This window comes from Arthrobacter sp. ov118, assembly GCF_900116495.1.
GTDB lineage: Bacteria > Actinomycetota > Actinomycetes > Actinomycetales > Micrococcaceae > Arthrobacter.
The window spans coordinates 220,791-243,598 of record NZ_FPAY01000007.1; the positions used below are offsets into that span (position 1 = coordinate 220,791).

Annotated in this window: 23 protein-coding genes; 10 read left to right on the forward strand and 13 right to left on the reverse strand. The window is 66.0% G+C overall.

Going from position 1 to position 22,808, the window contains the following annotated elements; genetic code table 11:
• Positions 1 to 3: 3 nt before the first annotated feature.
• From BM372_RS14390 to BM372_RS14400, 3 genes are all read right to left on the reverse strand, one after another.
• Positions 4 to 753 (reverse strand): ABC transporter permease, encoded by a 750-nt coding sequence (locus BM372_RS14390; RefSeq protein ID WP_090956131.1) that lies wholly within the window; start codon positions 751 to 753, stop codon positions 4 to 6.
• Positions 754 to 882: 129 nt separating this feature from the next.
• Positions 883 to 2,058 carry a zinc-dependent alcohol dehydrogenase gene (locus BM372_RS14395; protein WP_090956132.1) on the reverse strand — a complete coding sequence of 392 codons (1,176 nt, stop codon included), beginning with the start codon at positions 2,056 to 2,058 and terminating at the stop codon, positions 883 to 885.
• A gap of 167 nt (positions 2,059 to 2,225) precedes the next feature.
• On the reverse strand, positions 2,226 to 2,873 hold the full coding sequence (locus BM372_RS14400) for a TetR/AcrR family transcriptional regulator (RefSeq protein ID WP_090956133.1): 648 nt from the start codon (positions 2,871 to 2,873) through the stop codon (positions 2,226 to 2,228).
• 72 nt (positions 2,874 to 2,945) lie between these two features.
• Here BM372_RS14400 and BM372_RS14405 point away from each other — a divergent pair, with 72 nt between their 5' ends.
• Positions 2,946 to 4,265, forward strand: a complete 1,320-nt coding sequence (locus BM372_RS14405) for a nucleotide disphospho-sugar-binding domain-containing protein (protein ID WP_090956134.1) — start codon at positions 2,946 to 2,948, stop codon at positions 4,263 to 4,265.
• A gap of 148 nt (positions 4,266 to 4,413) precedes the next feature.
• On the opposite strand, the gene BM372_RS14410 is transcribed toward BM372_RS14405, so the two are convergent.
• Together BM372_RS14410 and BM372_RS14415 are read right to left on the reverse strand one after the other, a co-directional pair.
• Entirely contained in the window at positions 4,414 to 4,608 is a 195-nt protein-coding gene (locus BM372_RS14410) for a DUF2795 domain-containing protein (RefSeq protein ID WP_090956135.1), read from the reverse strand.
• Between the two features lie 18 nt (positions 4,609 to 4,626).
• Positions 4,627 to 5,493: a glycosyltransferase family 2 protein gene (locus tag BM372_RS14415; protein ID WP_090956136.1), complete on the reverse strand. Its 867-nt coding sequence runs from the start codon at positions 5,491 to 5,493 to the stop codon at positions 4,627 to 4,629.
• 349 nt (positions 5,494 to 5,842) lie between these two features.
• Between BM372_RS14415 and BM372_RS14420 the strand changes: the two genes are divergently transcribed.
• From BM372_RS14420 to BM372_RS14430, 3 genes are all read left to right on the forward strand, one after another.
• On the forward strand, positions 5,843 to 7,018 hold the full coding sequence (locus BM372_RS14420) for a glutamate--cysteine ligase (RefSeq protein WP_090956137.1): 1,176 nt from the start codon (positions 5,843 to 5,845) through the stop codon (positions 7,016 to 7,018).
• 21 nt (positions 7,019 to 7,039) lie between these two features.
• Entirely contained in the window at positions 7,040 to 8,428 is a 1,389-nt protein-coding gene (locus tag BM372_RS14425) for a M20/M25/M40 family metallo-hydrolase (protein ID WP_090956138.1), read from the forward strand.
• 249 nt (positions 8,429 to 8,677) lie between these two features.
• On the forward strand, positions 8,678 to 10,162 hold the full coding sequence (locus BM372_RS14430; RefSeq protein ID WP_256214270.1) for a sensor histidine kinase: 1,485 nt from the start codon (positions 8,678 to 8,680) through the stop codon (positions 10,160 to 10,162).
• Here BM372_RS14430 and BM372_RS14435 read toward each other — a convergent pair.
• Together BM372_RS14435 and BM372_RS14440 are read right to left on the reverse strand one after the other, a co-directional pair.
• Positions 10,110 to 10,820, reverse strand: coding sequence for a response regulator transcription factor (locus BM372_RS14435; protein WP_090956139.1), 711 nt, complete (start codon positions 10,818 to 10,820; stop codon positions 10,110 to 10,112). The two genes, BM372_RS14430 and BM372_RS14435, sit on opposite strands and share 53 nt — an antisense overlap.
• 98 nt (positions 10,821 to 10,918) lie before the next feature.
• Complete coding sequence (locus BM372_RS14440; protein WP_090956140.1) at positions 10,919 to 11,164, reverse strand: hypothetical protein; 246 nt, start codon at positions 11,162 to 11,164, stop codon at positions 10,919 to 10,921.
• A 283-nt stretch (positions 11,165 to 11,447) separates the two neighbouring features.
• Between BM372_RS14440 and BM372_RS14445 the strand changes: the two genes are divergently transcribed.
• The gene (locus tag BM372_RS14445; RefSeq protein WP_090956141.1) at positions 11,448 to 11,750 is read left to right on the forward strand and encodes a DUF4193 domain-containing protein; all 303 of its coding nucleotides are present in this window, start codon (positions 11,448 to 11,450) and stop codon (positions 11,748 to 11,750) included.
• 58 nt (positions 11,751 to 11,808) lie between these two features.
• Here the strand turns inward: BM372_RS14445 and BM372_RS14450 are convergent, their stop codons facing one another.
• Positions 11,809 to 12,756 carry a cation diffusion facilitator family transporter gene (locus tag BM372_RS14450; RefSeq protein ID WP_090956142.1) on the reverse strand — a complete coding sequence of 316 codons (948 nt, stop codon included), beginning with the start codon at positions 12,754 to 12,756 and terminating at the stop codon, positions 11,809 to 11,811.
• A gap of 198 nt (positions 12,757 to 12,954) precedes the next feature.
• Here BM372_RS14450 and BM372_RS14455 point away from each other — a divergent pair, with 198 nt between their 5' ends.
• Positions 12,955 to 13,368, forward strand: coding sequence for a hypothetical protein (locus BM372_RS14455; RefSeq protein ID WP_256214271.1), 414 nt, complete (start codon positions 12,955 to 12,957; stop codon positions 13,366 to 13,368).
• Positions 13,369 to 13,408: 40 nt separating this feature from the next.
• On the opposite strand, the gene BM372_RS14460 is transcribed toward BM372_RS14455, so the two are convergent.
• Positions 13,409 to 15,007 (reverse strand): FAD-dependent oxidoreductase, encoded by a 1,599-nt coding sequence (locus BM372_RS14460; protein ID WP_090956144.1) that lies wholly within the window; start codon positions 15,005 to 15,007, stop codon positions 13,409 to 13,411.
• Between the two features lie 61 nt (positions 15,008 to 15,068).
• Entirely contained in the window at positions 15,069 to 16,505 is a 1,437-nt protein-coding gene (locus tag BM372_RS14465) for a DUF2252 domain-containing protein (RefSeq protein ID WP_090956145.1), read from the reverse strand.
• A 325-nt stretch (positions 16,506 to 16,830) separates the two neighbouring features.
• Here BM372_RS14465 and BM372_RS14470 point away from each other — a divergent pair, with 325 nt between their 5' ends.
• Both BM372_RS14470 and BM372_RS14475 read left to right on the forward strand, forming a co-directional pair.
• Positions 16,831 to 17,166, forward strand: coding sequence for a carboxymuconolactone decarboxylase family protein (locus BM372_RS14470; RefSeq protein WP_256214272.1), 336 nt, complete (start codon positions 16,831 to 16,833; stop codon positions 17,164 to 17,166).
• A 112-nt stretch (positions 17,167 to 17,278) separates the two neighbouring features.
• Entirely contained in the window at positions 17,279 to 17,857 is a 579-nt protein-coding gene (locus BM372_RS14475) for a TMEM175 family protein (RefSeq protein WP_090956146.1), read from the forward strand.
• A gap of 15 nt (positions 17,858 to 17,872) precedes the next feature.
• Here the strand turns inward: BM372_RS14475 and BM372_RS14480 are convergent, their stop codons facing one another.
• The 3 genes from BM372_RS14480 to BM372_RS14490 form a co-directional block, all read right to left on the reverse strand.
• Positions 17,873 to 18,232 (reverse strand): GNAT family N-acetyltransferase, encoded by a 360-nt coding sequence (locus BM372_RS14480; RefSeq protein ID WP_090956147.1) that lies wholly within the window; start codon positions 18,230 to 18,232, stop codon positions 17,873 to 17,875.
• 48 nt (positions 18,233 to 18,280) lie between these two features.
• Positions 18,281 to 19,273 (reverse strand): pirin family protein, encoded by a 993-nt coding sequence (locus BM372_RS14485; protein WP_090956148.1) that lies wholly within the window; start codon positions 19,271 to 19,273, stop codon positions 18,281 to 18,283.
• A 74-nt stretch (positions 19,274 to 19,347) separates the two neighbouring features.
• The gene (locus tag BM372_RS14490) at positions 19,348 to 20,631 is read right to left on the reverse strand and encodes an SAM-dependent methyltransferase (protein ID WP_090956149.1); all 1,284 of its coding nucleotides are present in this window, start codon (positions 20,629 to 20,631) and stop codon (positions 19,348 to 19,350) included.
• A gap of 222 nt (positions 20,632 to 20,853) precedes the next feature.
• Here BM372_RS14490 and BM372_RS14495 point away from each other — a divergent pair, with 222 nt between their 5' ends.
• A complete protein-coding gene (locus BM372_RS14495) occupies positions 20,854 to 21,201 on the forward strand; it encodes a hypothetical protein (RefSeq protein WP_090956150.1) in 348 nt (115 codons plus the stop codon).
• A 200-nt stretch (positions 21,202 to 21,401) separates the two neighbouring features.
• Positions 21,402 to 22,808, forward strand: a 1,407-nt coding sequence (locus BM372_RS14500; RefSeq protein WP_143111488.1) for a DUF4082 domain-containing protein, incomplete at its 3' end; no start/stop codon positions are given.

A 22,808-nucleotide genomic window follows, 5' to 3' on the forward strand; every position in this document is an offset into this window, starting at 1 on the left:
GCTTTAGCGGGGCCGGGCTGGGCGCACCCTCACCGGCGCGACGGCACTGATGAGCGCGACGGCGGTCACGGAACCTGCCGCCATGATCGAGGCGAGCACGACGATCTGGAAGCGACCCGCTTCCACAGGTGAGAGTCCCCCGAAGATTGCGCCCACGAACGCCCCCGGCAAGGTGACCAAGCCGGTCGTCTTGGTCTGGTCCGTCGAGGGGATGAGAGCTGAATAGACCGCCCGCCGGGCCAACTCCAGCGTCGACTGGCGGCGCGTGGCGCCCAAGGCAAGCCACGCTTCAACCTCGTCCCAATGGTCATTCACCGACTCGGCAAAGTGCCGGCCGGCCAGCGTGGCGATCGTCATCGCATTGCCGATCACTATCCCTCCGATGGCCAGCGCGTACCGCGGCGTGAAGGCGATCGCGCCAGTACCGAAGTCGATCGCAAGCGTCACCACGACGCCCGCGGCCATGGAGCCGCCCACCACCGCGAGGCGGCTCCACGCCCAGCCCAGGCGTCGCGATGCGGTGACTGCGGCCACGGTGAACATCACGAGGAGTGCCGCGCCGACCCAGACCGGGCTGGTGATGACACCGCCCAGTATCAGGCTGATGACAGCGAGCTGCGCAGCTCCGCGGAGAATCGCCAGCGCCGGTGCAGATCTGTGCGGGATTCGGAATGCCGCGAGCAGACCGACAGCCACCGCCATCAGGAGCCCAACGCACAGCAACGTGGGCAGCAGATCAGGGAAACCGGTCATCAGGCCAGCCTATAGATCTGTCCGCCGGCAGCAGGCGCACTTGCGGTTGGTCTGGCCCCGGGATGGACGCAGCCGCCTGACGCCGGGAGACCTGCCGATGAGGGGTCCCGGCGTCAGGCCAGCGCGGCGCTATGGCTTCAGGACCACCTTGATGCAGCCATCTTGCTTCTTCTGGAACATCTCGTAGGCTGCTGCAGCCCCGTCCAGGGACACTTCATGCGTCTTCAGGTCCATTACGCCCAGAGGATCCGACGGATCCTCCACAATCGGGAGCAGCTCATCGGTCCAGTTGCGCACGTTGCACTGGCCCATGCGCAGCTGCAACTGCTTGTCGAACATTGTCAGCAAAGGCATCGGACTGGCCGTACCGCCGTAGACTCCACTCAGCGAAAGCGTTCCGCCCCGACGGACGGCGTCGATGGCGGAATGCAAAACCGTCAGCCGGTCCACGCCGGCGGTCTCCATGGCCTTCTTCGCCACGGCGTCCGGCAATATGCCCACAACATGTTGGGCGAACGCACCGACCGGTGAGTTGTGGGCCTCCATTCCGACGGCGTCGAGCACGGCGTCAGGGCCCCGCCCGTCCGTCATATCGCGCAGCCGGTCCCCGATATCCTTCGTGAAATCCAGGGTCTCTATCCCGTGGCGCTCAGCCATCCGGCGCCGCTCCGGGACAGGTTCCACCGCGATCACCCGCTGCCCCAAATGACGTCCGATGCGGCTGGCGAACTGTCCTACGGGGCCGAGCCCGAACACGGCAAGCGTGCCCCCGGCGGGGACGTCGGCGTATTTCACGCCCTGCCACGCGGTGGGGAGGATGTCCGAGAGGTACAGGTAGCGCTCATCCGGCAGTTCTTTCCCGACCTTAATGGGCCCGTAGTCGGCGTGCGGAACGCGCAAATACTCAGCCTGGCCGCCGGGCACGGAGCCGTAGAGTTCAGAGAACCCGAACAGGCTCGCCCCGCTGTTGTGATCGTGCACCTGCGTTGTTTCACACTGCGACTGCAGGCCCTGCTTACACATCCAGCAGTGGCCGCAGGAGATGTTGAACGGAATGACAACGCGGTCCCCCGGCTGGAGGTCGTGGACGCCGGCGCCGACCTCCTGGACGATCCCCATTGGTTCGTGGCCCAAGATGTCGCCGGACTTCAGGTACGGGCCCAGGACTTCGTAGAGGTGGAGATCGGACCCGCAAATCGCCGTCGAGGTAATTTTGACGATGGCGTCAGTGGGGTCCTGGATCACCGGGTCCGGCACGTTTTCAACGCGGACCGACCTCTTGCCTTGCCAGGTTAATGCCCTCATTAGAACTCCTTCGCGTGAACCGAAATTGCTAAGCATGCTGAGCATCCAGCCTAGCCCGGAGCCTCGTCCACGATCAAGGACTACCGGCGGAAGGCCGCCGAACGCACGCCCGCCGCGCTGCCCGAGCGCATCGTCCGGCGAAAGGGCGGCCGATTTCCTGATCGCACTCAGGGAGCCAGCACCGTCTCGATTAACATCTGCTCAAGCCAGGCGAGGTAGCCTTCCTCGCTCCAGCCGGCCTGCACCACCAGGAGCTCATGCTGGTAAGGGGACGTCAGGACAAAGAGCGTCGCAGCCACGGACTCTTCCGACATGTCCGCGCGAAGGCCGCCGCGCTGCTGAAGCAGGCGCGCCACCTTCAGCAAATCAGCGCGGATGCGCTCCTGGAGCCCGGCATGCGCCGCAGCGATGTCCGCATCCCCCTGTGCGGCAGCCGCCAGTGCCTGCCAGAGCCGCCCGATGCGGCCGTTGAGTTCCGCGGCAAACGAGGCCAAGCCGAGCAGCGCGTCCCGGGCCCGCTCCTGGGCCAGCACAGCCTGCGCCGCCGGCACCTCAAGAATGGACCGGCCGCCCTCCGCGCCGGCTGTCGCCGTCTCCAAGGCAGCGAGCAGCAGCCGCTTCTTTGGCCCGTGGCTTTGGACCGTCTCCACGGATACGCCGGCCTCACCCGCGATGGCCGCAAGCGTGGTCGCGGTGAAGCCGTTCGCCGCAAAGCAGCGGCCGGCCGCCTCAAGCACGCGCCTGCGGGTGGCGGACGCCTGCTCTTCCCGCAACGCTGAACGGTACTGCCGCGGCCCAGAATTATTCCTCGCCATTCTTCCTCACCATATTGACTACTGTTACATAGTAATCAAAACTGAAGCAACGTAATCAGTTCAGGAGGCGGCATGGCATCGGTACTTGTTTGTTCCAGTCCCTTGATCGGGCATGTCACACCGATGCTGGCCGTGGCCGCCGGCCTCGTGGAGAGAGGGCACGATGTCCGCTTCCTCACGGGGCAGCGGTTCGAGCACCGGGTGGCGGAGACCGGCGCCACCTTCGTGCCCCTCCCGCCGGCGGCGGACTTCGACGATACGAAGCTGGACGAGGCCTTCCCGGGCCGCGTGGGGCTGAAAGGACCCAGAGGAATCCGGTTCGACATCAAAGAAATCTTCATGCGTCCCGGGAAGGCCCAGTACGAGGCGATCCAGGCGGTCTTCGCGGAGCGTCCGGTCGATGCGGTCCTGGCCGAGTCGCTGTTCATGGGCGCCGCACTGCTGCTCGCCGGAGCGAATCCAGGCCGTCCTGCGGTCATCAACTGCGGCATCGTGCCGCTCAGCCTGGCCAGCCGCGACACGGCTCCCTACGGGCTGGGCATACCGCCAATGTCGGGCGCCGCGGGCCGGCTGCGGAACCGTGCACTGCAGACCCTGACCGAGAAGGTGGTCTTTGCCCCAGTCCAAAAATACGCGGACAACATCGCCCGCGAGGTCACGGGATCACCGTTTCCGAACTTCTTCATGGACTGGCCCCGCGCCGCCGACCACATCGCCCAGTTCGGCGTTCGCGACTTCGAATACCCCCGATCCGACCTGCCCGAGACAGTCCATTTCGTGGGCCCGGTATCCCAAGGCGGAGCAGCGGCCGCCAGCGCCCCCGCGCTGCCCGAGTGGTGGGCCGACCTCGATGCCGGCCGTCCCGTTGTGCACGTCACCCAGGGCACTGTCGCCAACCGGGACTTCGACGACCTCGTCCGCCCTGCTATTGAAGGTCTGGCTGACGACGACGTCCTCGTCGTCGTCACCACCGGTGGCCGGCCACTCGACTCACTCTCCGGTCCACTCCCCCGCAACGTCCGCGTCGCCACCTACCTGCCCTACGACGAACTGCTGCCCAAAACGGACGTCCTGGTCACCAACGGAGGCTACGGCGGCGTGCAGTTCGCCCTTCGCCATGGCGTGCCCCTCGTCGTTGCGGGCGAAACAGAGGATAAAACCGAAGTATCAGCCCGGGTGGCGTGGTCTGGCAGCGGAATCAATCTGCGGACCAACCGCGCCAAACCCGACGCCGTCGCCAAGGCCGTCCGCGCAGTCCTGTCCAGTCCTTCCTACCGCGACGCCAGCAACCGCATTGGCCTCGCCATCCGGGACTCGCGGGGCGTGGACGAGCTTGCCGATCTCCTCGAACGCCTTTCCGCCAGCCGGACGCCGCACGCTGACGAGGGCTGACCAGGACAGACCGGCATCACCGCGCCGGGGTTCCGAACCCCGGCGTGCCAGCCGCCCTCCCTTGGCAAGGATCAATCGGGACAAGTATCTATCGGGACAGGATCAACCGCGGCAGGGATCAATCGGACAAGTATCAATCACTACAAGATCAATCGCGCGAGATGGCTGAACTGACCGCGGTCGGGCTGTCGAATGTCTTGTCGGGCAGGCCTTCCAAAGCTTTCAAAGTTTCCGCGTCCGCCCCAGAATCCTTTGCCTTGGACAACAGCGTCTCCCGGTCTGCCGGGTAGTCCACTCCCCCGAGGAACTTCTGGACTTCAATGGGTGTAGGGAGGTCATTCATGGTCTTTCGTCCTTTCGCTCAATCAACTTCCTGGCCCAGTACTTCCAGGTAGGCTTCCACCGTCCGGTCCGGGATGGTGGTTGGCGCCTCCAGGTGCACGGCGCCCGAGGGAAGAATGCCCGCGCCGCCGTACCTGTCCATCACCTGCCATTGGGCGAGCACATCCTCGCCCGCGTGAACCGGCGGAAGCCGCGTCCAAAACTCGAACCCGCCGGCGTCGTGCAGGGCTGCGGTCCGATACATGACGCACCCGCCGAGCCATGCGATCCGGTACGCTATCCATTCCCCAGACTGGAGACCAAGGTCCGCGCTGAGGTGCGCCAAGTTCGCGGCACTATGGAGGGACCAACGCTCAAAACCGTCGGCCCCCGGCCTGATCCGTTCCGGATGGACCGGCCCATCCCACGGGGAGAAGGCACCTGTCTGCTCCGGGCGCCTGTCTGAGAGATAGGACAAGCCCTGCGGTGCCATGCCGACAAACCCACAATCGAGCTGTTCCAAGGCCTCACCCAGAAGTTGCAACGCGTCCGGCTCCAGCCAAACGTCGTCGTCGAGGAACAGAACTTTCTCCGCCGCGGCCTGTTCGAGCATGAACTGTCGATGCTCCGCCAGCCCCTGCCGCGGCAAATGCCGTAGGAGTTCGACAGGCCGGCCCTGCGCCCGTAGCACCCGGACCATCGCCGCCGCTGCCGCGCTCTCCCAGGCCGGCGCCCCCGAGGATTGGTCGCTGATGACCACCCTGAACTCCGATTGCTGCTGCGCCGCCAGCCCGGCCAGGGTCACACCAAGCTCCGCGGGACGGTCGCAAGTTGGAATAAGAACGTCGACAGGAACCTCGGCCGCCGGTATTGCCGGCTGTGCCCAATGCGAAGACGACCGGCTCATTAAAGTCTCCTCCCTCTCAGCCCGGAAATGTCCGGTGCCGCGTTTTTGGAGTCCCGGCGATGTGGGCGCCTGGGCGGGATGACCACTGATAATTCCAAGTCATAAGCATACTGAGCATAGGCGTCGATGCAAGGTCCGGCGGCACGGGCGGAAGGCACTTCTCAGCCACTGCGCAACGCGGATCCTTCCCAGACCCTACGAAGGTGGGTAATCTGAGAAAACTATCGGCCTTCGTGTTTGTGCATTTGGGGGCGGGCGGTTAAGGCTCGTGCAGGAAGGGCCGCTGGTGCCGTTAGGACAGTAGCGCAACCACCTCGGGCCTGACCGGCCCCTTCCACCTAGGACATCCATGCGCCGAACGGGACCCCGCACGCACGGTGACAGTTGCCGCACGTTCGGTGTCGAGGAAGAATTCCTGCTCGTCGACAGCCGAACAGGGCAGCCCATGCCAGTCGCCGAACAGTCACTTTCCCGACGCCAAAAATCTGTGGAAGCGCCTCTGGGGCCGGCGCTGACCCTGGAAGTTCAGCAGGAGCAACTTGAGGCCGTTGGCCCTGTCTGCCGCACCCTGCCGGAGTTGGCCTCAGCCATCCGCTCTGGCCGCATCCTGGCCGATGAGGCTGCCCGATCCATGGGAGCCCGGGCAGTCGCGTTGGCCACCAGTCCCCTGCCGACGACGCCAACCCTGGTGGCCCATCCGCGGTATCTGAACATGGCTGCCCGGTTTGGGTTGACCCTTCACGAGCAACTGACGTGCGGCTTCCATGTTCACGTGGCCATCAACTCGGCGGAGGAAGGCGTGGCGGTTCTGGACCGAATCCGCGTCTGGCTGCCAATTGTGCTTGCCCTGAGTGCCAATTCCCCCTTCTGGAGGGGAACCGACAGCGGTTATGCGAGCTTCCGGTACCAAGCCTGGAGCCGGTGGCCGACGGCGGGCCCCTGCGAGCACTTCGGCTCCGTGCGGGCATACCGGCGCCACGTGCAGTCCTTGCTGGCAGCAGACGTACTCCTGGACGAAGGCATGGTGTATTTTGACGCCCGGCTGTCGCGCAGCCATCCCACAGTGGAAGTCCGCATCGGCGATGTGTGCCTGGATGCCGGCCATGCCGCCACCATTGCAGCCGTCGTGCGGGCACTGGTCGAGCAAGCAGCCCGGGATTGGGCAGCGGGCAGCCCCGCTCCCCGCGTCTCAGCCGCAGTACTCCGCCTGGCCGGGTGGAAGGCCAGTTCGGCCGGCGTGGACGGAGCGCTTTTGCATCCGTTGCTGAACACGCCGTGCCCGGCGGCTGAAGCCGTCCAGGCTCTCCTGAGCCACATCCGCCCCACCCTGGCCGAAACAGGCGATGAGGAACACGTGACCGATGAGTTGGCCCGGATTCTCACGGCCGGCACAGGTGCACGTCGGCAGCGGGAAGTGATGCTCAGCAGCCAGAGCCTGACAGCGGTGGTGATGGACGCCGTCGAACTCACCCACGGCACAGCGCAGGGGCAACGTCGTCTGCCCGGACGACTTCAATCAGCCTGACTACCCGAGCGGAGCACCACCATGGACGTGGACGACGAGGTCCGAAGCTACGTGGACACCCACGCGCCCCTGCTCGTCGAGCGGCTCTCGGAATGGATCCGCATACCCTCAGTGGCCGGTGTCCCTGAGCGGAAACACAACCTTGAGCGGTCGGCTAACTGGCTGGCCGGAGAACTGCGCGGCGCCGGATTCCCCATCACGGAGATCTGGCGTGGGGCGGAGTGCCCCGCTGTCTATGCCGAATGGGTGGCCGCCCCGGGCTCCCCCACGGTGCTCATTTACAGCCACCACGACGTCCGCGCCGTCAAGGAGGAAAACTGGGACCAAACCTCCCCGTTCGACCCGGTGCGCCGGGACGGCCGGCTCTACGGCCGGGGAACCTCAGATGCCAAGGGCCAGGTCTTGGCCCACGTCTGGGGCATCCGCTCTCATTTGCACGCCACCGGGCGCTCCGCACCTGCCGTGAATCTCAAAATGATCATCGAAGGGGAGGAAGAGGCGGGTTCCCCCGGATTGGCAGACCTTCTTCGGGCGAACCGGTCCCGTCTGGACGCAGACGTGGTGATCTTCTCCGACACCTTGCTGTGGCGGGCCAATCATCCGGCCCTCTGCACCAGCATCCGGGGCATGCTCGGCGCGCGCTTGGAGGTCTACGGTCCATTCACGGACATCCACAGCGGCGCGGTGTCCGGTACCGCACCCAATCCCGCCTTCGAACTGAGCAACCTGCTGGCACAGCTGCACGACCAGAAAGGCAGGATCACGCTCCCAGGCTTCTACAACGACGTTGAGGAAATCTCCCCGCGCCGCCGCGCCGAACTGGCCGCGCTGCCGTTCGACCCACAGGACTGGCTGGACCGGTCGCACACCCGCAGCATCGGCGGCGAGGAGGGCTTCACCGTTCTGGAGCGGATCTGGGAGCGCCCCGCTATGGAGGTCATCGCGATGGCAGCCGGGGACCCCATCGGCGTAGCTAGGGCAGCAGTTCCTTCCATGGCATCGGCCGACCTCAGTATCCGCACAGTCAGCGGGCAGAAAGCGCACGCGGTCGCCGACCAGCTACGGCAATGGATTGCTGAAACCATCAGCGACCGCTTTGGCTATGAGCTGTCGCTCGAAACAGAGACCGCGCAGGAACCCTACCGGACCCCTGACGGCGCATTTGTTGATGCCCTCGCAGCGGCAATGGCCAAAGGCTTCGGGGTACGGGAGGTGGGGCGGATGGGAAACGCCGGCGGCGGACCCGCCAGCCTTATCTCCTCCGCATTAGATGTTCCGGTGGTCTTTTTCGGGACGGGGCTGGTGGAGGACAACTGGCACGACAGTGACGAAAGCGTCAGCATTGACATCCTGAAGTCCGGTGCCGCGACGCTGGCGTTTTTGTGGGATGAGTTGGGCCGCCGGGGCTAGTCAGCGCGCCGCCCAGCTTCGGGTGGCGACCGGGAAACATAGTGCCGGCCGCACGCTGGTTGAGGAGAGCGTACGGCCGGAAACTTTGAACCGAGGTTCCTTAATACTCTCGCCCATCCCGCTGAGAGAAGACTGAGAGTGGCGGGTTTCCCGTAGCGGATCCCGCCGGCCGGGAAGAGAGCGCGCGTCAACCCCGGAAATTTCCCGCCTGCGGTTGTTCGGATCCCCCGGGTGCCGCATTCTGGGAGCATGGCACAGCGCAAAGTAGCGACGGCCGGCCGGCCGCGCAGGGGCGAGACCCGGTGGGGCGTGCGCAAGCGCTCGACAGCGGTCGCCGTCGGCGTCGTGGCAGTTGCCCTGCTGCTCGGCGGCGTCATCCTGCTGGTGCTGCTACAGACATCGCTGGTTACGTCCACGGACTCAACCGCCAGGCAGAAGGCCCTCGACGTCATTGCCGAGATGGAGGATATGGACATCGAAGATGCCCGCGCCTACATCACAGACACCTCCCATGCGGGCCAGTTCGTCCAGCTCCTGGACTCAACCGGATACGTCGTGGTTGCCTCCGATCCGGAAGTCGCGGACGCGCCGCTGTCGGCCCAGCGGCCGGCTCCGGGCCAGACCATGGTCCAGGATGTCTCGAGCCTGCCAAGCATCGGCGATAACGACGACTATCACATCGTGACCGTCGGAGCGCGGACCGGCACCATGGACTACTCGGTGGTGGTCGCCCAGGCAGCGCAGATCCAGGCCGATACCATCTCCACAGTCGCGTGGTTCATGCTGGGGGCAACGCCTCTGCTACTGCTCACGGTGGCCGTTTCCGTGTGGCTGCTCGTGGGCCGTTCACTCCGTCAGGTCGAAAGGATCCGCGGCCAGGTGGCGCGCATCAATTCCGAACGCCTGGACGGACGCGTCGACGTGCCGCGCACCAACGATGAGATCCAAGCCCTGGCGCTGACCATGAACATGATGCTGGACCGGCTCCAGGCCTCAGACATCGAACAGCGCCGGTTCGTCTCGGACGCCAGCCATGAACTGCGCAGCCCGCTGGCCACCCTCAAGGCGGGGGTCGAGATCGCGGCCGCCGACCCAACCGGGGCCATGTGGCTCGAAATGAAGGACGTCCTCGCCGAGGAAACAGCCCGCATGAGCTACCTCGTGGAGGACCTGCTGACCTTGGCCAAGGCAAACGACGGCGGCCTGAAAGTGGAACCCGAGGACGTGGACCTCGACGACATCCTCGACCAAGAGATCCGGCGGCTGCGCTCCACCAGCCGCCACCGGATTTCCGTCGAGCTCGTTCCGGCACGGATCCGCGGAGATGCCCGCCGCCTGGCGCAGGTGCTGCGGAACGTCCTGGACAACGCCGATCGCCACGCGCTGTCCCGGATCGATGTGGACCTGCGGCCGGCCGGGAACCAAGTCATCATCACCGTCGACAACGACGGCGATCCCATCCCGGAGGCGGACCGCGACCGGATCTTCGAACGCTTCGTCCGGCTGGATGGCAGCCGCTCCCGCGAAGGCGGGGGCAGCGGGCTGGGCCTGGCTATCGCGGCGGGCATTGTGGCTGCCCATCACGGGACAATCCGTTCCACGGATGCGCCGCCGGGGCACTGCCGGTTTGAGATTGCTTTGCCAGCACCGGCCCCGTTGCCGCCGTCCGAGCCTGCTGCCCTCAGTCCTCGCGCGTCACGACGTCACGGTGCCCAAGGTTCGGTCCGGAGCTGAGCAGATAGCCCATGCCTCGCACGGTGGTCAGTGTATGGACGCCGAAGGGCACGTCGATCTTGCGCCGAAGGTAACCGATGTAGACCTCCACAACGTTGTCCGCACCCTCGAAAGCCGGGTCCCAGACGTTCTGGAGGATCTCGGACTTGGAGACAATCTGATCGTGCCGACGCATCAGGAACTGGAGAAGCCCGTACTCCCTCGCCGTGAGGCTGATGGGGGTTTCTCCGCGCCGCACACTGCGGTTCACGGGGTTCAGCGACAGGGTGCCAACGCTCAGAACAACTGGCCTGGCCGGCGCCCCGCGGCGGATCAGCGCCCTGATCCGGGCCACCAGCACCAGGAAGCTGAACGGCTTGGTCAGATAGTCGTCCGCGCCCAGATCGAAGGCGTCGGTCTGGTCGTACTCACCGTCCTTGGCCGTGAGCATCAGCACCGGGGTCCAGACCTTGCGCCGCCGCAGTTCCTTCAAGACGTCGTAGCCGTTCATCCGCGGCAACATGAGGTCAAGCAGGATCGCGTCATACGGATTCTCGAGCGCGGCCGACAGCCCGCCGACGCCGTCGTGGGCGACATCGACGACGAAGCCTTCATTCTTCAGCCCGCGGCGGACCGTCTCCGCAAGGGCGTGCTCATCCTCCACCATCAGAATCCGCACAGCAGGACCCCCTCTCTCTGAGCCAGTATGGCCCTTCCTGAGCGGGTCCGGGAGGGGATTCATCCTGTCCAGGCAAGAGACTAGATGTGGGTGGACCGCTACGCCGGCTGGGGAGGCCCGAAAAGCCAGCCCGAAACGTCGCTGCGCAGGATCACGTGCTGCCCTCCCGTGGAACTGACGTTCCCGTTGGGGACATAGTATCCGCGGCCGGCGCCGGGGCCGCCAGCCGCTCGGTCCAGGGCGTCGGTGAGGCGCCGGTTCAGGTACCCGTTGGGTCCCAAGGACCGCAGTTCTTCGATCTCCTCCGGCGTGAGCCGTCCCAGCACTGCAGCGATATCGGCCATGGCGAATCCCTTCCGGTGAATGCGGGCAGTTCCCAAACTGGATGGTCCCTACGGCAACAGGCTAGGGCACGCAAATTAACGGCGCATGAAGGACACATGACCAGTCTCGAACGAAGTCCGAAAGCGTGCGCAGACGGCTGGCCGCAGCCTGGTGTCACGAGAGTCACCCGGGCGAATCCCCCTATCCCCAGCATTTACACGGCGTAATGCTGTACCGTTCAATCCCGGAGAGCCGGAGAGGCTCCGGACCAAACGCCCCAGCAACGGAAATGAGTACCACCAGGTGGCAACCGATTATGACGAAGTACGCTCCGACGTCGCGGAATCACGCAACGCCTCCTTGGAGGCCCTCCGGTCGGCGAACGCGCCCGACGCCCGGAGCGTTGTCCGCGAACTGGACGAGGCCGATACTTCCGAAGGTGTCGAACTTCCCGGCGCGGACTTGTCCGGCGAGGAACTGACCGTAACGGTCATCCCGCAGAAAGAGGACGAGTTCACCTGCTATTCCTGCTTCCTCGTGCGGCACCGGTCCCAGCTCGCCGAGGAGAAGGCCGGACACGCATACTGCGCGGACTGCCTTAACTAAACATCCTGGAAGCGTCCCGGCTTGGCTTTGGGGACCGGCGCCTGAAGCAGCGTTGCCCTCAGACCGCGGGAAAGACCAATGACGGTTCGTCTGCGGTGGCGAGGGTCAGGACTGCCTCTTCGACCATTTCGTGGTCCTCGAGTTCGCGTTCAACCCGCCGCAGGGCCACGGCGACATCATGCTCCCGGTGGTCCCCCTGGATGTCCACCGCCGCCACGAGGTAGAGCCTGCGCGGGCCCACAAATTCCAGGTGCAAGTAGGTGATGCGCTCTATCTCCGGGAACCCGAGGAGCCGTCGGGCCATGGCTTCTTCAACATCGCTGGTTACTGCCTGGCCCACGAGGAAGCGCCGGTTGCGGTCGATCAGCACGACGGCGACGACCGCCAGCAGGATGCCCACCAGGATGGACCCGACGGCGTCCGGCACGGTGGATCCGGTGGCCTGGTGCAGTGCTATCCCGGCGAAGGCGATGAGCAGCCCGATCAGGGCAGCCCCGTCTTCGGCAAAGACGGCACGCAGCGTGGGGTCGGAGCTCTTGAGGACCTGTTCCAGGGTGTTCCGGTCGAGCTCGCGCGCCGCCTTCCGCGACTGCCTGAACGCCTGTGCGAAGGACACGCCCTCCAGTACAAAGGCGATGGCCAGGACCACGTAGGCAAGTGTAAAGTCTCCAGCCGGCTCCGGCGTGATGAGCTGCTGGATGCCGTGCATCACTGATACCACCGCCCCGGCCGTGAACAGGCCAAAGGCGGCGATCATGGACCACACATAGGCCTCGCGCCCGTAGCCCATGGGGTGGGTCTTATCCCGTTTCCTGGCGGCCTTGCGTTCAGCAATGAGCAGGAACACCTGGTTGCCGGTGTCGGCCCAGGAGTGGGCAGCCTCGGCAGTCATGGACGCCGAACCCGAGATGAGCGCGGCCACCGACTTGGCCACCGCGACCAGAATATTCGCCGCGAAGGCAATGAGCACCGTCACCGATGCGTGCGCTGGCTTGTGACGCTTCACTCAACTTCCCTCCTGCCGCCGTTGGAATGCATGCCAGTGACTACGCTATCCCTCCTGCCCGCACCGGGTCAGTTTCCTGGCGGGCGGGTTCCATAAACGCCGGGCGGGCGCACAATGAAGGAAGTACGTGAATTGGCTCTTTCCCATATCTGTTCGGGGTGGTGCGCCATGATTGCAGCCCGCAGGCACGGAACCGGCATGACCCTGCGCATCCTCACCGCCATTGCCCTGTTCATCGACGCCGGCGTCCATCTCCATCTGGCCCCGGGCTATCAGGCGGGGAATCCCGCCGGGATCGGCCAGGGCAACCTCTTCTTGTTCGAAGCCGCCGCCGCTGTGCTCGCCGGATTGTTCGTGCTGCTGCGCGGCAGCAGACTCGCCTACGCCGTCGCGTTCGTGGTTGCGCTGAGTGCCTTCGCCGCTGTGGTCCTCTACCGGTACGTGGACATTCCCGCGTTCGGCCCGTTTCCGGCGATGTACGAGCCCGTCTGGTTCTTCGAGAAGACCCTCAGCGCAGTTGCCGAAGGTGCCGGCGCTGTCTTGGCGGCCGTCGGCTTCGCCAGGGCCGGACGGCGGACTTCCGGGCGGCGCATCACGGGCTCCCCCGGCTGAGCACCACGTCGCGTCCCACGGCACGGCCTGACACAGGGATTCAGCCAGGTTGCGCGTCCCGGGCCGGGCGGGAGGGTGCCCGCCTCGGTTCCAAGTTGACTGCGGCCGGGCCCTGGATGACCTTGCCGTCGCTGGCAAACCGGGAGCCGTGGCAAGGGCAGTCCCACGTCGCCTCGTCCGGGTTGAACTCCACCGTGCACCCCAAATGCGTGCAGACGGCGGAGACGGCGAGTAAGTCTCCGGACGCGGTGGCAAAAACCGCAGTTGGCCGTCCGTCGATTTCAATGACGGCGCCAACGCCCGGACGCAGCGCGGCGACGGCGGCCTGGCTGTCTTCGGCTCCGGCGGGTTGGGCCGGTGGTGCAGGCTGGGCCGCTGGTGCCGCGGCCCCGGCCGAAGCGCCGGCTGAAATCTTCCGGTTGCTATCGAACACCCCCGCCCAGGGGTTGTGCCGCCCGGTCAAGGTATCGGCCAGAATCAGCGCCCCGGCCGTCCCGTTGGTCAGGCCCCACTTTCGCAACCCCGTGATCACGTGAACGTGGCCCGCGGCCGGGGACAGAGGTCCTACGTAAGGCAGCCCGTCCACGGGCATGCTGTCCTGGGTGGACCACCGGAAACTGACCTCCCCGGTGCCGAGGCGCTCGCGGGAGAAGGCCGCGAGGCGTCGGTACCGGTCCGCGGCGTCGCCAGGCTCGGTGGCCCGGTGGCCCTCGCCGCCGGCAAGGACGAACCCGGAGCCGTCGACGTCGATCGCGAGGATGGAGCGCATTGGCTCATCAACGCTGATGAAGGTCCCGTCCAAGCGCGGCGAAGACGCCGGGCTGGCGATGAGGTATGACCGGTGCAGATAGTACCGGCCGGCCGGAAACCCCGGATCTTGGGAGGGCAGATTGCCGCCGGAGGGATCATCACCGCCGAAGGGGACATTGGTCGCCAGAACCACCTCGCGCGCCCGGACGGTGCCCTGACCGGTCCGGACGACGACGGGAGCACCGTCGCGGACCGACGTGACGCGCGAGTCCTCGAAGACGCGGCTCCCGCCGCCCTCTACAGCGCGGGCGAGGCCTTGGACGTATCTCACCGCGTGGAGCTGCGCCTGCCCGTCGAATCTGGCCGCGCCACGGACAGCGAAGGGCAGCGGCACATCCGCGGTAAAAACAGAAGGAAGGCCCAGCCGCGCCGCCGTTTCAGCCTCATCGCGGACCATAACCCGGGTGTCGTCGGATTCGGCGTAGGTGTAGTTGGATACCCTGCGGAAGCCGCAGTCGATCCCTTCCTCCGCCACCACCCGCGCTATGTGCTCGACCGCCGCCTGGTTGGCCTGACCGTAGGCGCGTGCGACGTCCGGACCGTGCCGGTCGGCGAGTTCGGTGTAGGCAAGACGGTGCAGCGAAGTGACCTTACCGGTGGTGTGGCCAGTGACCCCGGTGCCGATGCGCACGGCCTCGAGGACGGCGACGGTGTACCCGGTGCGTTTGAGGGCCAGCGCTGCCGTCAGGCCCGCGATCCCTGCCCCGACCACCGCCACGTCGACCTCCAGATCGGTGTCCAAAGCGGGGTAGCCCGTGACGCCGGCTGTGGCCAGCCAAAGTGAAATCAGCCTTCCCCCGAGCCTGCCACCCCCGGCCTCCTCACTCACGGCGCACCCTTCCAGGGAGCCTGCCCTCCTGCTCCCGCATCCGTACGTTACTTCCGCATGCCTAAACTGTCTCGGTCGCTTCCAGGCGACCGGAACGAACGGCCCCGGCGAAGGCCTGGTAGTCCAACTCGTTCTGATCGGCGTAACGCTCGGAAAAGTCGGTGATCGACAGGTCGAACTTGTCGCTCTTGCCGAGATAGGCAGAAATCGCGATCGGGTCACCGGAGCGGGCGTGGGCACGGGCGAGGGTCCAGCCGCAGGCGCCGGCATAGAAGGTCATGCCGAGCGGTTTCATCGTTTCCACAACGGCTGAGCCCTTCATATCGCGCAGTTGCCGCCAGTACAAGTAGCGGTTTTCCTGTGCGCCCTTGGTCCACCCCAAGAAAATGTCGCTCGCGGCCTGCATCATCCGCTGCCCCCGCACCACGCGCTCGCCCGGCTGCTTGAACTGGCTCTTCGGCAGGTGGTCCTCGAGCACCGACCTTGTGGCCTCCTTGACCTGGAGGAACAGGGGATCCTGTTGATCGCGGCCCTGGAGCAAGGCGATGAACGCCCGCGTGCCGACACTGCCGACGCCCACCACCTTGCGGGCGACGTCGACGACTTCGAATTGTTCCAGCAGGTGTCGTCGGTCGTCTGGCAGGTTGGTCCGGTAGGACCGTAGCTGCTCCCGAACCGCGTCCTCAACCTCATCGCCGGACATGCCGTACGTATCGGCCAGTTCCCGGACGGGAACGACGATCGGTGGTTGACTGACAATGCGGTACTTACCGTCGACGAGCTCGGCGAGCTTGGAGAGGGCCTGCAGGCTGTCGCGGGTGTGGGCCTTGGCGACGTTCTGTCGCGCCTCCTTTTCCATGCCGTGGGCTGCCTTCTTGAGGGCCTTGCCCTTTTGTGTCGCCACCGCCAGCTGCATGGTTTCCATCAGCTGTTCCTCGGACAGCCGCGCATACCAAATGTCCAAGGTGCGCATTTGCGCGAACTTGGCCATCGCCTCGCGGTACGCCCGCACGGCGGCGAGGGTAACATCGTGCGTCTCAGCCTTGGTGTACTGGTTGTTGCGGGCCGCGATAGTGAAGCTCGCGGCCATCCGCTTGACGTCATACTCGAACGGGCCCGGGAGTGTCTCATCGAAATCGTTGAGATCGAACAGCAGGGTCCGCTCGGGTGAGGCGAAGACCCCGAAGTTGGACAGGTGGGCGTCCCCGCACAGCTGGACCCGCAGGCCGGCCCGGGGTGTGTCCTTCAGATCGGCGGCCATGACCTTCGCCGCACCCCGGTAGAACGTGAACGGTGAGACCAGCATCCGGCCGTGGCGCACCGGCACGAGGTCTTGTTCCCGGGTGCGGTTCTGTTCCTCCAGGAGTGCGACCGGGTCGGGGCGGTCGGGCGCGGGAACCCAGTCCGTGTGGCTGGAGACGGGCGCCTTCTCCCGGTACCGCTTGCCCTTCCCAGCACGTTCCTCGATGCTGGGGTGCTTGACTTTCTTCTCGGCCATGCTGGGCGACCTCCCTTTGACGTCAGGAACCGCCACTGGCACTATTTGCCTGGGTCAGTCCCGGCTGAGCGCGCTGACGCGCCTTGGGTCGAGCTACTGCGATTGTGGCCCCGAAGCGGCCCCTCGTCAACGCGTTGCTGACGTCCTGCCGAACCCCGGCGGGGCCCACTTGGTGCCCGCTTGCACCGCAGCCCCATGGCTGATCTTCGGTTCATCCCGTCCGGGTGATGCCTGCCATCACAGTGTCGGGTTACGTTGCAAGAAGAGCGGGGGTAGCCGCGCTCATCGCCAACTCGGCATCCGACACCGCAGACCAGATGGAGACATGACCATGGCCGAAGAAGAAGCTCCCGTCCTCGCCACCCTCGCCGACATCACCGCCGTATCCCTCGAACGCTCCACGCTCGAGCCCCGCGAGTTGATGCTGGCCCGGATTGCGGCGCTCGCGGCGGTCAATGCCCCTGGCGCCTCCTACCTGCTCAACGCCGGGACAGCAGTGGACGTCGGCATCACCTTGGAGGATATACGCGGCGTGCTCATCGCCGTTGCACCCATCGTCGGCACTCCCCGGATCGTGGCGGCGAGCACCAACCTCGTCCAAACGCTCGGCTTTGCCCTCGAAATGGCGGAGGCGGAACTCGAAGCAGAGGCCGGGGACTGACCCCGTCCTCGCCGAAAGACAAACTTGACGGTACCGTTTCCTACGAACCGCACGTCACGGCGTCGGCAGTTCCTCGCTGCATCTGCCACGATGCCCTGATCAAAGGCGGCCCATGAACAAGAACCGGCTGGAGGCCTTCAGCGACGGCGTGCTTGCCATCGTGATTACCATCATGGTCCTGGAGCTTCACGTCCCGGCTGAACCCACCTGGCAGGCGTTGCTCCACGAGCTGCCGACGCTGCTCAGCTACGTGCTGAGCTTCGTGTACGTCGGGATCTATTGGAACAACCACCACCACATGCTGCATCTGGCCGGAAGGATCAACGGTGCAGTGCTCTGGGCCAACCTGCATCTGCTGTTCTGGCTCTCCCTCATCCCCTTCACTACCAGGTGGATCAATGACGCAGGCCTGGCGCAGGTACCCGTCCTGGTTTACGGGCTGAACCTGTTGCTCGCGGCAGTGGCGTACTACATCCTGAAATTGACCCTGATCCGTCAGCAGGGACATGGCGGTGCGCTGGAGGAGGCCATGGGAAAGGACTGGAAGGGCAAGGGTTCCCCGGCCTTGTACATCGCGGGGATGGGCCTGACCTTCGTGAGCCCGCTCTTGGGCATCGCTGCGTACACGGTGGTCGCGGCGATCTGGCTCATTCCTGACCGGCGGGTGGAACGGTTCGTCGCCCACACCTGAGTGGCGCTGGCGGGATCACCGGGGGACGCGCTGGGACAGTGCGGCCCGCAGGAACTCCAGATGAGCCGGGGTGGGGGCCACTACGTTCGCCGCGTAGCCGGGGTGCTTGCCGAGGTACTTCTTGATGAACGGGCAGACCGGAACGACCAGGAGGCCGGCGGCGACGGTTTCGTCCAGCGCCTGTGCGGCCAGTTTTCCTGCCAGACCCCGGCCGCCGTATTCTTCGTCTATCGCCGTGTGGTAGAAGATCCGCTGGCCCACGGTCTGATCCCCTGTGACGTCATCGACGTAGGCGGCCTGGCCGATCACGACGCCGGCGGCGAGCATTTCGTAACGGCTGCGGGCCGTGTTGTTCGTGATGGTGGTCGTGGTCAATCTGGTCTCCTTCAAGGGGGGCGCTGGGTTTTCGCCGGCGGGTATGGTTCAGCCGCGCGGCCGGATCCGGGCATTCGGCAGGGCTGGAGCTGGGAGGGCGGGGGCCTGTCCGGGCGGGAAGGAGCCGAAGCGCGACTCCGCGGCTCCCCCGGCGGCCGCCGCCGGTTCGGCGCCGATTTCAGCCTGCCACTGCGCCCGGTAAGCGACGATTTCCTCGTGGCTGCGGCCCACGAAGTTCCACCACATCACGATCTTTTCGCCCAGCGGCTCTCCGCCGATCAGCAGGATGCGGGCACCGTCGCTGCCCGCGGCCAGGGTCAGGGACGAGTGACCGACCGGAAGGTAGGCGAGGTGGTCCTTCGGGACGGGGTATCCGTCCAGGGCCAGGCTTCCCGCATCCACCAGGACGCCATGCTCAAAGGAGGCATCGATGTCCAGCATCAGTTCCGTCCCGGCCTCCAGCAGGAGCTCGGCGCCCAGCAGGGGTGTGTGAGTGGCCACAGGCGAGATCGAGCCCGCGAGCCGGCCCAAAAACACCCGCACGGTCCAGCCGTTTCCGGCAACCGGTTCCGGACGGTAGTGCTCGAACGTGGGGGCCATGTGACGGGCCGTATCCGGCAGGGCCACCCATAGCTGCGCACCGTGCAGGACGGTTGTCTCCAGAGTGGAAAATTCCGAGTGGCTGATGCCGCGGCCCGCGGTCATGAGGTTGACTTCCCCGGGCCGCACCATTGCACGGAAGCCGGCCGAGTCCCGGTGTTCGATCTCCCCCGTGAAGAGCCAGCTAACGGTCTGCAGCCCGGTGTGCGGGTGGCGCGGGACCTTCATGCCGCCGGAGTCGCCGATCCGGTCCGGGCCATAGTGGTCCAGGAAGCACCAGGCACCGATCAGGCTGCGCTGACGCTGCGGCAGGGTGCGGCGCACGTCCATCGCGCGGGGGCCGCCCAACGGCACCTGCCGCGGGACCAACAGCTCGACGCCGACGCAGGGGCCGTCCGTTTCACAGAGGATTTCCTGGGGCGCAACTTCGGTATTGCTCATGAAGACAGCCTAGCCCCGCATGGCCAGCGGGACAGCCGCCGGGCGCGGGGCACCACCGTCGCCCTGTTGTAGCCTCACATCCACCCCTGGCGGCGCAGTGGCGGTTCCGCGCCACCCGGACGCTGGACCAAGATCTGGTTCACACCGGTGAGGCCGGCCTCGAAGCCAAGGGCGCTCGCGGCCATGTAGAGCCGCCAGATCCTGGCCCGTCCCACGCCCGCGGAGCGGACGGCCTCGTCCCAGTTCGCCTCCAGGTTCCGGACCCAGGCGCGGAGCGTCAGGGCATAGTGGCGCCGCAACGCCTCAACATCCAGGACTTCCAGGCCGGCCGTTTCGAGGGCCGTGACCATGTCCGAAAGGCTGAGCATCTCACCGTCCGGGAAGACATAGCGGGGAATGAAGGAGTCCGGGTCCGGTGCGGTCGATCCGGCGTTCCAGGAGATCGCGTGGTTCAGGAGCCGGCCTCCCGGACGGAGCAGGCCCTGCAGTCGGGAAGCGTAGTTCCCGATCTGCTCGCGTCCCACGTGCTCCGACATGCCGATGGAGCTGATTGCGTCGAACGGGCCGTCGTCCACGTCACGGTAGTCCTGGACCCGGATGTCCACCCGGTCCGTCAGTCCGGCGTCGGCCGCCCGTTTGCGGGCGAGGGCGGCTTGTTCGACCGAAAGGGTCACTCCGACGACGTCGACACCGTAGTGCTGCGCGGCGTGCAGCGCGAAGCTGCCCCAGCCGCATCCCACGTCCAGCACGCGCATGCCCGGTTCGAGTCCCAACTTGCGGCAGACCAGGTCGAGCTTGGCGGCCTGGGCTGCGTCAAGGCCGGTCTGCTCCGACTCCCACACCGCGCACGAATACACCATGGACGGACCCAGGACGAGCGCATAAAAGTCATTCCCGACGTCGTAATGGTGGGAGATGGCGGCGGCGTCGCGGCCCTTGGAATGACGCCGGCCATGCCGGCTCACCCGTGCTTCCTCCGGCGGCGGCGCCGGATTCGGTCCCACGGCGCCAAGCCGGACCGCGGTTTTGAGCAGGGCGAACACTTCACCGGGGGTCGGCGGTCGGAACGGTCCCGGCTCAGCGAACTTCCCGGCCGCACTGAGGGCGGCGAAGGCGGCGAAAATGTCGCCGGGTGCCTGGATGTCGCCGGCCACGTAGGCGCGGCTGAGTCCGAGCTGCCCGGGTGACCACAGCATTCGGCGAAGGGCCCGCCGGGACCGGAAAACAACAACCGGGGCGTCGGCCGGCCCCGCCTCCGTGCCGTCCCAGGCCCGTAGCCGCAGCGGAATCCGGTCGGTGCCAAGAATGATCGCCAATGCGTCGGCCAGCCGTGATGCTGCATCCGCAGGTTTCGCCATGTCCCATGCCCCGCTTCCAGTGCTCGTTTCCGGTGCCGCGATTGTGGTGTTCCGGTCAGCGCTCGCGCTACGTCCCATCCCTCCGCCACCCAATCTAAGGGCAAGCTACGGCCCGTAACCAGAGGTTTGGTCCTCGAGTCCGCTCGCCCGGGTCGGGGCGGCCTGGCGCCCGGCCTGCCGCGGCTCTGGCGTTCGTGGGCGCCGTTGCCTATCGTTTGTCCTATGTCTGAGTCCTTCTCATCCCTTGTCGACACGTTCAGGAACGTCGGTGTGTCCCGGGCCTTTGGCCCCACCACCACAATCGCAGGGGAAGAGACCGTCCCCGTGGCGATGGTATCTTTCGGCTTCGGCGGAGGCAGCAGTCCGGAGGACGGCCAGCCCGGAGTCGGCGGAAGTGGCGGGGGCGGCGGAGGCTTTGTGCTGCCTCTGGGTGTGTATGCCAAGGGCCCCGCCGGAAACCTGGCGTTTCGACCCAATACCGTCGTGGTGCTTGCGGCGCTGACTCCGCTGGTGTGTGCGGTCGGCCTTTCGATCCGCGGCATCCTTAGGACCGTCCGCTCCCACACGTAGAGCGGTGGCCTGGGGGGTCGAAGGTCGCGCCCGGAAAGAGGCGGCCGCCGTCGAGAGCGTCACCTGCACCTGAATTCCTGCGCCGAGGAGCTGCGGGAGTAGCTTCTCAGGGTTTCCCAAAGGTGGCAGGGAGATGCTCGGTCCCAGCCGTCCCATTGTGCTCAGCAGCAGCTGACCTCTGACGGCAGAGGAAGGCTGACATGACCGATCAGAAGCAGGCACGTGGCAGGCGGAACGCGCGACGCTGGGCTGCGGCTATTGCGGCGGCGGCACTGGTCGCCGGAATTCTTTTACCCAATGGTCCTGCGCTGGGAGCTGAGAGCGGATCCCACGCCTCGGGTTGGGATTGCTCGTCAGGCTTCGTGGCCGTGACCTTCGACGACGGACCCAACGTGTTCAACGAGGACCGCACCGGTTGGATCCTCGACACCCTGCGTGATTACGGGGTGCACGCCACGTTCTTCATTTTGGGCGAACGGGTGGCCGATCCCAATCAGCCCACGCGACCCGACCTCGTGCTCCGGGAAGCCTCGGAAGGCCACACGGTGGCCAATCACAGTTGGGACCACCCGGATCTGACAAAGCTGAGCTTAAGCGATGTGCAGTGGCAACTGTCCCACGACAATGATGTGATCGCCGCGACGGGCGCTCCACGCCCGACGTTCTTCAGGCCCCCCTTCGGCTACACCAACGCTGACGTCGCCGCGGTGGGCGAGTCCCTTGGCCTCCGAGAAGTGCTCTGGGACGTCAACAAGGGGGATACGGCGGCGACCAGCACGTCAGCGGTTTCCGATCCGGTCCTGGCGGCAGTTCGGTCCGGAAGTGTCGTCGTACTCCATGACTGGGCGCCGTACACGGCCGAGGCACTCCCAACGATTCTGGACGGTCTGAAATCCCGGCACCTCTGCCCGGGCCTGCTGAACCGCACGACTGCCTACAATGGGCAATTGCGCGGCTACGTTTCTGTCGTGCCCGATCCGGGCGGGCCTCACGACGCGAGTCCGCGGCAGTGTCCCTGCACTATTTTCACGCCTATCCAGGTCCCGAGTCTCGTGGCAAGTGCGGCCACCGGCCCGCATGAACTGGGGGTACGGTTCGCGCCCGATGTGCCCGGTGTCATAAGTGCCATCCGGTTCTACAAGGCCGCTGTGAACACGGGGCCACACCCGGTTCGCCTCTGGTCCAGCAGTGGTCAATTGCTCGGTTCCGGAAGCGCGCAAAGCGAGACCGACTCCGGCTGGCAGCAGGTCGATATCCCCGGCGGCATCCATGTCCAGGCGGCGACGCCATATATTGCTTCGTACTCGGCACCCGCCGGCCGTTTCGCGCAGGACGTGAACTTCTTCGCAGCGGCGGCGGGCACTTTTCCGATCCGGGGGTTGGCCAGCATACCGGGGGCAGCAAACGGCGTTTACGCTACCTCGACCGGATCATTCCCCAATCGCACTTATGCGGCCAGCAATTACTGGGTCGATGTAGTCTTTGTCCCCGATCCCCCCGCACCGGCGGTCTCGGCGGTCGATGACGCGGGATCCACCGCGTCCGAGACGGCGCTCACCGTCCCGGCCCCGGGAGTGCTGGGCAACGACACCGGGACCGGGCTGACC